This is a genomic window from Solimonas terrae, assembly GCF_011067135.1.
Lineage (GTDB): Bacteria > Pseudomonadota > Gammaproteobacteria > Nevskiales > Nevskiaceae > Solimonas > Solimonas terrae.
This window is the reverse complement of the sequence record NZ_JAAMOW010000002.1, coordinates 302,255-314,181: the sequence shown is the minus strand read 5'-3', so window position 1 is coordinate 314,181 and position 11,927 is coordinate 302,255. Positions and strand designations below refer to the sequence as shown.

General features: G+C 67.0%; 9 protein-coding genes. 3 read left to right on the top strand and 6 right to left on the bottom strand.

The genetic code is table 11. The features are described from left to right. Positions 1-27: 27 nt before the first annotated feature. The 4 genes from G7Y85_RS05010 to G7Y85_RS04995 form a co-directional block, all read right to left on the bottom strand. A complete protein-coding gene (locus G7Y85_RS05010; protein ID WP_166252731.1) occupies positions 28-1,827 on the bottom strand; it encodes a CocE/NonD family hydrolase in 1,800 nt (599 codons plus the stop codon). Further along, positions 1,824-2,696, bottom strand: a complete 873-nt coding sequence (locus G7Y85_RS05005) for an SGNH/GDSL hydrolase family protein (RefSeq protein ID WP_166252728.1) — start codon at positions 2,694-2,696, stop codon at positions 1,824-1,826. Before G7Y85_RS05005 ends, G7Y85_RS05010 begins: the two co-directional genes overlap by 4 nt. A 7-nt stretch (positions 2,697-2,703) precedes the next feature. Beyond that, positions 2,704-4,278 (bottom strand): alpha/beta hydrolase, encoded by a 1,575-nt coding sequence (locus G7Y85_RS05000; protein WP_166252725.1) that lies wholly within the window; start codon positions 4,276-4,278, stop codon positions 2,704-2,706. Positions 4,279-4,372: 94 nt separating this feature from the next. Further along, positions 4,373-6,715, bottom strand: coding sequence for a TonB-dependent receptor (locus G7Y85_RS04995; RefSeq protein WP_166252722.1), 2,343 nt, complete (start codon positions 6,713-6,715; stop codon positions 4,373-4,375). A 108-nt stretch (positions 6,716-6,823) separates the two neighbouring features. On the opposite strand from G7Y85_RS04995, the gene G7Y85_RS04990 reads away from it, so the two are divergent. The 3 genes from G7Y85_RS04990 (at position 6,824) to G7Y85_RS04980 (ending at position 9,257) form a co-directional block, all read left to right on the top strand. Continuing rightward, positions 6,824-7,468 carry a TetR/AcrR family transcriptional regulator gene (locus G7Y85_RS04990; protein WP_166252719.1) on the top strand — a complete coding sequence of 215 codons (645 nt, stop codon included), beginning with the start codon at positions 6,824-6,826 and terminating at the stop codon, positions 7,466-7,468. 104 nt (positions 7,469-7,572) lie between these two features. Further along, complete coding sequence (locus G7Y85_RS04985) at positions 7,573-8,436, top strand: alpha/beta fold hydrolase (protein WP_166252716.1); 864 nt, start codon at positions 7,573-7,575, stop codon at positions 8,434-8,436. Then, entirely contained in the window at positions 8,433-9,257 is an 825-nt protein-coding gene (locus G7Y85_RS04980) for a dienelactone hydrolase family protein (RefSeq protein ID WP_206675501.1), read from the top strand. The genes G7Y85_RS04985 and G7Y85_RS04980 overlap by 4 nt, the downstream gene beginning before the upstream one ends. Here the strand turns inward: G7Y85_RS04980 and G7Y85_RS04975 are convergent. Together G7Y85_RS04975 and G7Y85_RS04970 are read right to left on the bottom strand one after the other, a co-directional pair. Continuing rightward, positions 9,241-10,146, bottom strand: coding sequence for an alpha/beta hydrolase (locus G7Y85_RS04975; protein ID WP_166252713.1), 906 nt, complete (start codon positions 10,144-10,146; stop codon positions 9,241-9,243). The genes G7Y85_RS04980 and G7Y85_RS04975 overlap by 17 nt on opposite strands. Before the next feature lie 180 nt (positions 10,147-10,326). After that, positions 10,327-11,820 carry a mannitol dehydrogenase family protein gene (locus tag G7Y85_RS04970; RefSeq protein ID WP_166252709.1) on the bottom strand — a complete coding sequence of 498 codons (1,494 nt, stop codon included), beginning with the start codon at positions 11,818-11,820 and terminating at the stop codon, positions 10,327-10,329. Positions 11,821-11,927: the final 107 nt, after the last annotated feature.

Below are 11,927 nucleotides of genomic sequence, written 5' to 3'. Positions count from 1 at the left end.
GCGCCCGGCGCCGCGCTTGTCGCAGCTTCAATGCGCAGGCGAAGGCCGGCAGGCACTGCAATCCGCCGCACTCGCCGGCGCGACCACGACCGCCGCGTTCGCTGCGCCGGCGGTGATGATCGGCAGCTCCACGTAGGACTGCGCGCCGCCGCCGACCGCGACCGACACCGTTCCCGGTGCCGCATCGGCCGTGGCGTCCGGCACATCGCCACTCGACAGCGAGATCCGCAAGCGGCTGCCCTTGCGGAATCGCCAGTCGGTGGCCAGCACATGGACCTGCATGTCGTAGCGCGCACCCGGCGTGATCGGCTGCAGTTGATCGTCACCGCGATAATGACTGGCCTTCAGCCAGCCGGTCGCGACCTGCCGGACCGTGCCGCCGGGCAGCACTTCCATCAGCCGCGCCACCAGATTTCCGCCGTTCGCGCTGAAGGCGACATTCAGATGCACTTCGGCCGAACCGGCGATCACCGTGTCGGCCGGCAACGGCGCCGTGGTGAACGTCAGTCGATACGCACTGGCATCGGCAGCGGCCTGATCGACACCCGACTTCTGCTTGCCGCTCGCCGGGTCCGAACCGCTGTCGTCGGCCTTGACCTGCCACTGCAGGACCGCGGCCTGCGTGGCGGCGGCCGTGCTCATCGTTCGGGCGGCCGTGAAATGGAAGCGTGTGCCGGCAACCGATGCCGGTGGCCAGTCCGCATACTGCTGCCAGCCGGCGCTGCCGGCGTCGTCCGGCATTTCGTAGGAAGTGATTTTCGCGCGTGGCAAGGGCGCGCCCGGCAGATGCCGGAGCCAGTGGTCGTACCAGGCGAGCTGATGCGAGGTCTCGACCAGGGTGCCGGTCGCGTTCGCGCCCTTGTAGGCGGCGTGGCCCCAGGGCCCCATCAACAGCCAGACCGTGTCCTTGTGCGCGGTGTAGAGCGTGATGGCGGCGTCCTTGTAGCGATCGTTCCAGCCGTCGACCACCAGCGCCGGCACAAGGTAGTTCGCGAGGTTCGGCCCGAGGCCGTGCGCACGCCAGTAATCGTCGTACAGCGGATGTTCGCCGTAGCGATGCAGCGTGTCGCGACGAATGCCCTTGAGCGCGCCGAACAGATTGCTGCCGCCGAACGCAGCGATCGGCATGCCCCAGACCTGGTAGTAGATCGACTCGTTGCGGATGCCGCCGTGGTAGATGGTCTGCTCGTACCAGTCGACGAACGACGAATCCGGCACGATCGCCTTCAGATGCGGCGGCCGCAGCGCCGCGACCTTGTTGGTCGTGTGTCCGCCGTAGCTCGCGCCCTGCTGGCCGATGTTGCCGTCCGAATACGGCTGCGCCGCAAACCACTCGATCAGGTCGTAGTTCGCCAGGGTTTCGGCCGGGCCGAACTGATCGAGGATACCGGGCGAGCTGCCACTGCCCGGCACATCGCAGTTGATGACGTTGTAGCCATGCTCGGGAAAGAAATCGAAGTGCCCGCCGAGGCTCTCGACGACGTCCACCAGATGGTAGGCGAAGTAGTCCATGACGATGCCCGGGAATTTTCCCGGCACGGCAACGCCATGACGGGCCGGCCGGTACAGGCGGCAGGACAGATGGCTGGAGCCGCCGTCCGGCGTGCGTACCGGCACCTCGACGCCGGAGGTCTTCACGACCGAGTCGTACTCGGGCGCGCGCTGGTAGAAGAAGAAGGGGTCCGCCAGCGGCGTCGGCGCGGCCTCGGCGATCGGCACCGCCGCCATCAGCGCAAGGGCGAACAGGCACGGCAGCAGCCGCTGCGTACGCACGGAACCGGCACGCGCGCGTCGCGCGCAATGCCCCGGGCTCGGCGAAGCGCTCACGATGCCGGCGGCGCCTGGTCGAGCAGCGCGTCGAGCGCCTGCGCGATCGCGGTCATCGCCGCCAGCGTCGGGTGCAGCGGCGCACCGAGCAGACCGCGCGACGGCCGCATGCCGTTCATCCACGCATCGGCGGCGCAGACATCGTGACCGTGGGTCAGGCTCGCGGCGTCCAGCAGCAGCGCGCCATGTTGCTGCGCGACGCGGCGGGTCGTGTCCGCGAGCTGGTCGGCGATGTCGCGCATCTGCGCGACCTGCGCATCGCTCAGACCGAGCCGCTCGCAAGTGCCCTGGTCGGGGAGCACGGTCTGATAGGTGACGAGCACGACCTTCGCCTTCGGCGCACGACGATGGATCTCGTCGACGATGCGGCCCATCCGCAGCGCGGTGTCGCGCAGATCCTGTTCCATGCGGCCGACGCTGCGACTGCGGCAGGCGCCGACCCGGCGCAGGTACCAGGGCGTGCTCGCGTCGCAGCCCAGCGCCATCATGTTGCCGATGTAGTCGATGTCGTTGCCGCCGATCGTGATCGTGACCAGTTCGGTGTCGCTCGTCACCGCGTCGAGCTGCGGCGGCAGCATCAGGAAGCCGCCGCCGAGGATGTGCCGCGTCGTCGCACCGCCGCAGCTGACATCGACCAGCGACAGCTGGCGCAGCCGCGCGAGCTGATGCGCGTAATTGTCCTGCGAGCGCGCGCAGAACCAGGGACTGTCGGCAGCGCGCGTGGTGATCGCCGGACCGGCGGCGAACGAGCTGCCCATCGCGACGTACTGCGCCCGGCCATGCGGCGGCCGGCCCTCGTGATGAATCCAGGCGATCAGCACCAGCACCACGGCCAGCAGGATGGCGAGCGTCCAGCCCAGACCGCGCATCAGTTTCCTAAGCACCGCGAACCTCGCTTGCGAATAGTCGGGACATGGCCAGCGCAAAGGCGCGCGGGAAGACCGTCGTGTGCGAATCACCGTCAAGACAGAGGAACTCGACCTCGCCGGCGTCGAGCACTTCAAGCTGCCGCGCATAGTGCGCCGACAAGGGAATGCCCGCCAGCGCATTGAACGCATTGTGTCGTTCTTCGCCGCCCATCGTGACGATGGTCCTGCGGCCGCGGGCGAGGCCGGGCCGCAGGCCGCCATCGGCCTTCAGCATCCAGTTGTCCGAGATCGACACGCCCGGGCTCGACACCGCGAAGCGCGAGAACGGCGAATCGGCCTGCGCGCGCTCGAAACCGATGAAGGTGCCGCCGGCCGAGTGCCCGGCGATGCACAGACGCTGCGGATCGAGCGGCAGCACGCGCAACAGTTCCGGCATCAGTTCGTCGACGATGAAGCGGTGAAAATCGGGCGCACGTCCGAAGTGCCGACGTACATCCTGACCGAATAGCGCGAAGATCGATTCGAAGATGCGGCCGAGTCCGCCCGTGAACGCGGCATCGCCGGCCGGCGGCGAAAACTCCTCGAAGCGCCGCAGCCCGAATGCGGCCTCGCCTTCTTCGTGCGGCACGCCGATGCCGATCATCACGACATCCTCGATCTCGCCGGCCGCCGCCATGCGCAATGCGATCTCCGAACAGGTCGACCAGGTGGCGCTGCCGTCGAGCGTGACGACCGCGGGATAGGCCTGGCGGCGTTCGCGCGCACGCGGCGGCAGCGACACGAAGATTTCGAAATCCCGATCCATGAGCTCGGAGCGGAACCGGTACCGGCTTTCGTTGGCCGGCGGAGCCTTCGCCGACTGCCGCAGGCGGCGGATGATCGGCATCGCGCCACGCAGCAGCGCTGCAACCAGCGGCTTGCCGAGCGGCATCACCTCGCTGCCGTAGTCGTGTCCCGTTCCCCACAGCGCGCGCAGCCCGTGCAGCAGGGCGGTGACGACCTGCCCGGCCGGCGTTGCTTCCGGCAGCGTCTTGACGCTCACGCTTGCATCGAAAGCGACCGGCACCGACGCCGTGCCGGTCCAGGCGACGCGCGGCCGGCGACCGGCGCGACGAGCTGGCGGCTGACACCAGGCCGACGGCGTATCGGATGGCGTTTGCGCGACGACGATCCAGCGGTCGACCGCCTTCGATCGGCGGTCGTGCAGTGTCCTGGCGCAGGGCACGCCGCCGCCGCTGACGAACAACGCGACCTCGCCGCGCTGCACGCGATAGGCGCGACGGCACCAGGCGATGATCTGCTCGAGATGCGCGGCCTCGGCGGCGGCATCCTCGGGTGCCAGCCAGGCTTCATCGTGACGGACGATGATGCATTCGCGGGTCTCGCGCGCCGCCGCGACCGCCCGGCACATTTCGACGGCGCTGCCGAACAGTTCGCGCGCGTCCGTGAGCACGATCAGCGGATAGCGCCGACGCCTCGCTTTCTCGTAGGACGCCGGCAAGGCGACCGTCACCCGCAGCGATTGCGCTTCGTTGCGCGCCGGCAGCGCAGCCGGCTTGATTCCGGGCAGGCGCAGCCGCACCGAATCCGCCGTGCCGATGATGTGGGCACAGGGCCGCGTGGATCCGGCCGGCCGCTCCGACACAAGTGCTGCATGGTCTTTCTGCATTGCCGACCTAGAACGTGAAAGCCAGCCGCCCGACCAGGGTCCGCGGCCGGATGTAGTTGTGGTCCTTCGGGAACTGCGGGTTGTTGACGCCACTGAGGATTCCGCGCTCGTCGGTGGCATTGAGCAGCGACAGCGAGAACTCCGGCGCGCCGGCCATCGCCGAGTTGCCGATGTTGAGCATCACGTCCAGCGTCTGGTATCCGAACACGGTATCGAGATAGGCGAGCGTGTTGGGGGCGTGACTGATGGTCGTGTAAGTCAGCGAGCCGCCGCCGTCCCAGTTGCCGAACAGGTGATTGAGATAGCTCAGCGTGGTCGCCGACTGCCACTTCGCCGACAGCGGCCACTGCGTTCCCGGCTCGGTCTTGACGCCGGAACTGGTGGTGAACGGCTTGGTCGTGACGTTGTCGACATACGAGCCGGAGAACGCGAACGTCAGCCCCGGCAACGGTGTGCGATAGCGCAGCGCCACTTCGACACCGCGGACGCGCGAACCGCCGACGTTGTCGAAGTACGAGCCGAGTCCGGTGGCGTCGGCCTGCTGCAACTGCGGATCGGTCCAGTCGATCTGGAACGGCGTGACGTCGGCCAGCAGCTTGTTGTCCAGCCACTGTGTGCGCAGGCCGAACTCGTAGGCCCACACCGTGTCGGACTTGTACGTGCTCGGCGCGGTCGAGGTCAGCGTGCCGATCAGGACCTGCGGGCCACCGAAGCGGAAGCCGCGGCTCGCCGAGCCATAGGCGGCGACGTGCTTGTTGAAGGTGTACTTCAGCGCGAACTTGGGATTGATGCCGTGCTCGGTCAGGCTGCCGACATTGGCGTATTCGAGCCCGCCGTGCGTGACGGTCTGCGACGCCGCCAGCACGCCCGAGAACACCACGCGGCTGTCGGACTGCGTGAGGAAAGCGCGCAGTCCGAGCGTCGCCTCCAGCGAATCCCAGAAGGTCGCGGTGACCTCGCCGAACAGCGCGGTCTCCTTGACGATGATCGGATCGGCACTGCTGTGCGCAAGGTCGAGCTTGCCTTCGTCGGTGATGATGCCGTCGAAGCCGGGAATCAACCGGTCCAGCAGCTGCAGCGCAGCGTCGGGAATCGGCAGTGTCGCGTTGCTGGCGAGAATGTCGTCGTCTTCCGTCATCCGGTAGTGCCGGTAGAACGCGCCGACCAGCCATTTCCAGTCCGGATCGAAATCCGGATTCGAGGTCAGCCGCAGTTCCTGCATGAAGCTTTCGGACCGGTTGTCGCCGATGATCGACACGCTCGGCGGTGGCTCCGGCACCAGATTGCCGATGCGTGACGCGTCGGCAAAGGCCTTGTAGCGCTTGCCGGTGCGCGTCGTCTGCGAGAGTGCATCGAAGGTCGCGAAGGAATACTGCACACCCAGGGTTTCGAGGTCGTAGCGGGTGTGGCCGGGGCTGGCCTGCGGCGTGTCGGAGCGGGTCAGATTGCCATCGGTGTTGTCGGTAAGCGAGGAGTCGCGGATCCTGGTGTCCTGCGCCATCACCATGCCGGAAATCTTCCAGACCTCGCCCGGCTGCCAGAGCCCCATGACGCGCCCGCCCCACTGCTTGGTCTGGTTGACGTCATGCAGATCGCGCTCGAGATCGTCGACCCAACCCGGCGAGCGGCGATTGAAGCCGACGACGCGGAACGCGAGCGTGTCGCCCAGGGGAATGTTCTGCGCGAGTCCGTAGGTCGGGCCGGTTGCCCCTTCGTGCACATCCTCCTCCTGCACGAAAGCCTTGGTCTGCCAGGTCTGCAGCTTCGGCTCCTCGGGGATGTAGCGCACCGCGCCGTTGAGCGCGGAGCCGCCGAACAGCGTGCCCTGCGGCCCCTTCAGCACTTCGATGCGGGCCAGATCGAAGGGGTTCGGGTCCAGGGTCACGCGCGGCAGGATCGGATCGTCGAACGGCACGTCGCCGAAGAACACGCCGGTGGTGTTGCTGGTGTTGAGATCGGCACCGATGCCACGCACGGTGATGCGATTGGCGTTGGTGGAGTCATTGGCAAAGGTCACGCCCGGCACGAGCTTGAGGAAGTCCTCCTGCCCCTGATAGCCGTGCTTTTCGATGTCGGCACCGCTGAGCGCCGTCACGGTGCCCGGCAGGTCTCGCGGATTTTCAGCACGCTTGGTCGCAGTGACGATGATCTCCTCGATCGGCTCGGCCGGCGCCGGCTGGGCCTCGCTCGACTTCGGAACTTCCGGCGCCGGCTGGCTGACCGGAATCGTGTTCAGTTCCGCGGGCTGGGCGTCGTCCTGCGCGAAGGCGGGCTGCAGCGACGCGGCGGCACACAAGACGATCAGCATCCGCAGCAAAGGCGGCAGGCCACCTCGTGGATATCCCTTCATCTCGACTCCTCCGATCGTTATGGAACGTTGTGTTCTTGGGAACACTATGTTCTCATTATTGCCGCCGCCGGAAAGGAAATGCAATCCTGTGCCGCCATGAGTGCCACGATGACGACGATGACGACCAAGGTCCGCAAGCTCCGGCTCAATCGCAGCGAGCAGCGGCAATCGCGAACCAGCGAGTTGCTGGACGCCGCCTGGGAGTTGTTCTGCGAGCGCGGCTACGACGCCATCACCATCGATCAGGTTGCCGAATTCGCGGGCTACTCGCGCAAGCCGGTCTACACCCTGTTCGGCGACAAGCAGACCCTGTTCTTCGAATTGTGGGCGCGCATGTTCCTCGAACTGATCGACTCGGTGCAGGTCGTGTTCGAACCCGGCGCGACGCTGCGCGCCAATCTCAAGCGTACGGCCGACCTCGGCGCCGAACGTGGCCGGCAGGGCGCCATCCTCCAGGATCGCGGCCTGTTCTTCGTCGTCCAGACGATCGCGCTGGGGCGCGAGGACCTCGCCGCGCGCGCCAAGAAAATGCACGAGACCGTGCTTGACCAGCTCGCGGCGGCAATCAAGGCAAGCCGTCTCGAAGGAAAGGACCGCCTGCGCGGCAAGCCGGAGGAGATCGCAGCGCATCTGATCGCGCACATCAATGGCCTGTCGCTGCTGCACTTCCAGACCGGCAAGAACTACATGAAGGCGGACGACCTGCTCGATCTGTTCGTTTGCATGTCGATCACCAGCAAGCCGGCGCGCTGAGCGCCGATCGAATCGCGACGCGTCCCGCCTGCCCCGGCGATCCGGGTCGGCGCGAATCGGCCGGCCGCGATCACGTCATCACACATTTCCGGGGAGACGCGACGATGTCGGCGAACACCACCAGCCGCGCAGGACCGGCGCCCGAGACACGCGAGTGGCTGCACATCGGCGGCGCCGGCACGCCGCTGGTGCTGCTGCACGGCCTCGGCGGCACATGGCGGAACTGGCAGCCGGTGCTGAAACAGCTCGAGGCGAGACATCGCGTCATCGCGATCACCATGCCCGGCCATGCCGATGCCGCGGCGATTGCCGGCACTGTCAGCATCGCGAATCTCGCCGACACGCTGCTCGCGCAGTTGCGGGCACTCGGCGTCGACAGCGCGCATGTTGCCGGCAATTCGCTCGGCGGCTGGATCGCCGTCGAACTGGCGCGGCGCGGCTTCGCGCGCTCGGTGACGGCGATCTCGCCGGCCGGCGCCTGGCGCCGCCTCGAAGATCGCGACAAGCTGCGCAGGGCTGCCCGCATCGGTGCCCGCCTCCTGCCGCTGATCTACGCGCTGCTCTGGCCGTTCATGGGCATCGCCCGTGTGCGCAAGCTGTTTTTCGCCGACACGATGGAACACGGCGAGCGCGTGACGAAAGCCGAGTTCAAGATGCTGCTGCGCAGCGCCCGGCAGTGCCGGATGCTGCCGGCCCTGCTCGATCAGGTTGCGAGCGACGGACCGGTGCAGCCGCTGGCTGCGGGCGCGGTGCCGATCCGTGTCGCCTGGTGCGAATTCGATCGTGTCATTCCTTTCGAGAACTACGGGCGGCCGTTTCTCGATCGGATCGCCGGACACGAACACGTGGCGATCGCCGGCGTCGGCCACGTGCCGATGTGGGACGATCCCGAACTTGTTGTCGGCACCATTCTCGACGTGACCCGTCGCATCGACGGCGCGACGCGTGACGGAGGTCGATTTCAATGAGAGAGGGCGTCGAATCGATGGAGGAATTCCAGGCAAGGGAGCGCGACGCGCTGCAGGACTTCGTCGCACGAGACTTCGCGTTCGAAGGCAACTGCAAGGTCGTGCTTGTTTCCGGAAAAGGCCCGGCCGTGATCGTGATGGCGGAAATGCCCGGCATCTCGCCGGAGGTGGCCCGTTTCGCGCGCTGGGTGCGCGATGCCGGCTTCACGGTCTACATGCCGGTCCTGTTCGGCGACCCGGGCCGGCCGATCATGGCGCTCGCTGGCCTGTACAGCCTGGGCGTGATCGTCAAAGCCTGCATCAGCCGCGAGTTTCATGCGTTCCGCGCCAACTCCTCGGGGCCGATCGCACAGTGGCTGCGCGCGCTCGCGCGTGTGGCGTTTGCCGAATCGGGTGGCAAAGGTGTCGGCGCGATCGGCATGTGCTTCACCGGCAACTTCGCGCTGTCGATGATGCTGGAGCCGGCGGTACTGGCACCGGTGCTGTCGCAGCCTTCGCTGCCGGTCAACGATCCGGCCGGGCTGCACATCGCGCCGGAAGAACTGCAGGCCGTGAAAGCGCGCATGGACGCCGAAGATCTGAGCGTGCTGGCGTACCGCTTTTCCGGCGACGCCTTTTGCAAGGCTGCGCGCTTCGACGCCTATCAGGCAGCGCTCGGCGATCGTTTCATTCCCGTCGTGCTCGACGATGCCAGTGCGGCACCCGGCGCGGCGTCGAATCCGCACAGCGTGGTCACGCAGCACCTGATCGACAAGGCCGGCGAGCCGACGCGTCAGGCGGTCGACGACATCATCGCGTTCTTCGTCAGGCGTCTGCAGTAGTCAGCGTCTTCAACCACTGCGCAACATCGGCCACCGCTTCCTTGTGCGCCGGCGATGGCTCCAGCCCGACGAAGCCGTGCTGCTGACCCGGATAGTGCTTGATGCGAACGCGATTGCCGGCGAGTTCCATGCGCCGGCCATATTCGGCCGCTTCGTCGCGCAGCAGATCCTCGTCGGCGATGACGAAGAACGCGGGCGGAAGATCGCGCAGGTCCTCGACATGCAGAGGCGTGGCGAGTTCATGTGACGTGGCGCCCGGCACCCACAGCGGGCTGTCGGTCAGATAGAACGCCCACAACTCGGTCATGCCGGCGTGCGTCAGATTGAATTTGCTGCCGCCGTGCGTCCGGTACGAAGACCAGTTCGCGAAGCCGCAATGGTCGGTGACCGGATAGATCAGGACCTGGCCCTTGATCAGGCCCGGATGACGGCTGCGCGCCTGCTGCGCACTGACGGCGACGAGATTGCCGCCGGCGCTGTCGCCGCACAGAACGATGCGATCGACATCGCCGGACAGGCGTGCGGCATTGGCCTTGATCCAGGCCAGCGACGCCAGGCAGTCGTTGATCGGAATCGGGAACGGATGCTCGGGCGCGAGGCGATAGTCGAACGCGACCACCAGATGCTGCGACTGGATACAGAGGTCGCGACACAGGGCGTCATGCGTCTCGAGATCGCCGCCGACCCAGCCACCGCCGTGAAAGAAATGCAGGACCGGAAACGGACCCCTGCCGCGCGGCGTGTAGATGCGAACGCCGATCGCGCCGCCATCGACCGGCATCGTCTCGTTGGTGACGACCAGATCCCGGGGCACCTTCCCGCGCCATTTGTAGGCGATCAGCAGGCGCCCGAGGCTGCGCATCAGTTTGACCTTGATCATCTTCAACATGGGTCTGTCATCCGGTTACGCGCGTCACGGCGTTTTGATGGGTTCGGGATCGCATCGTCGGGACCAGCCCGGTCGAGCGGACTGTTTACACGGTGTCCGCGGTGAAGATCAATTTTGCAGCGCGTGCCGCGTGGGCGGTCGCCGCCGGACATGCGTGCCACCGTCGATGCGCGTTCCATCTCAGTGAGACGGAGCCAGCAGCCGCTCGACATGCGCTCTGGCACCGGCATCGCGCAGTGACGCCAGCTGGCGGCTCACGCTCGCTTCGAACCGCGCGGCGCGCGCGTCCGTGATCGGCAGTCTGGCGGCGAGAAACGGGCCGGGCTGCTGCTCGGCCACCGCGGCGCTGGCCAGCGCGATCAGACCGGCAACATCGTGATCGACATAGGCGGAGCGGGCCTTGTCGTCGCGGCCGAGACCGTCGAGATAGACCAGCCACAGGGCGATCGCGGTCGCGAGGAAATCGACGCTCAGACCCGCATCGAGCCGGCGCAGCACGGGCGGCAGAAGCACCTGCGGAAATTTCGTCGAGCTGTCCATCGCCAGACGCAGCAGGCGATCCTGGATCGCGGCGTTGGAGAACCGCCGCGTCAGCGCGCGCTCGTATTCGGCGTAGTCGACATCCGGCAGCGGCGACAGCGTGGCCGATACCTCGCGCATGTAGCCGGCGTGCCAGGCGCGAATCACGGGATCGGCCAGGGCCTCGTGCACGCTCTCGTAGCCGAGCAGCAGACCCAGGTGCGAGATTGCGCTGTGGCCGCCGTTGAGCAGGCCGACCTTCATGTCCTCGTAGCGCGTCACGTCGTCGGAGAACACCACGCCGACACGCTCGAACGCCGGACGTCCGCAAACAAAATGATCTTCGATGATCCACTGCTGCCAGGGCTCGCAAATGACCGGGACACGATCATCGACGCCCCAGTCTTCACAGAGGCGTTCGCGTCGCGCGGCGTCCATTGCCGGCGTGATGCGGTCGACCATCGAACACGGAAAGCATCCCCGGCTTTCGATCCACTGCGCGAGTGCCGGATCGACGAGGCGGGCGAACGCCAGCACCGCACTGCGCAGGCGCTCGCCGTTCTTGACGAGGTTGTCGCAGGACATCGCGGTGAACGGCGGCAGGCCGTTCGCGCGCCGCTGCGCCAGCGCGGCAACCAGCAGCCCCGGCGCGCTGCGCGGCTGCGCCGGATCGGCGAGGTCGTGAACGACGTCCGGATGATGCACGTCCAGCGTTTCGCCGTTCAGGCAGTAACCGGCCTCGGTCACGGTCAGCGAGACGATATGCGTGTCGGCATCGGCCAGCCGTGCGATGGCGGCGCTGCAGTCGCTGCTGGCATCGAGCTGGTCCATGATCGAGCCGACGACGGTGACACGCCGTCCGCTTTCGTCGATCTCCCACAGCGAATACAGCCCGTCCTGTTCACCCAGCGCGTCGAGCGTCGCACGGTCGGCGGCACGCAGGCCGATGCCGCACAGTCCCCAGCCCTCGCCCTCGCCCTGTTGCAGCAGTCGATGCAGATACCAGGCCTGGTGCGCGCGATGGAACGCGCCGACGCCGATATGGCAGATGCGCTTGCGCAGCCGGCGCTCGTAGCCCGGCAGTTCGGCCGGAGCGCCATCGACGCGCAACTCGCGCAATTGCGCGAGCCCGTTGTTGCGGAGTAAGGGCTTCATGTCATCGATCGGGTTGCGGAATCGGCAAGTGTCGCCGGCATTTTCATCGGCGATCAGGCGCCGTCATTGTTGCACGGCTGCAGCGCGGCACGGCAGCCGCTTCGGAC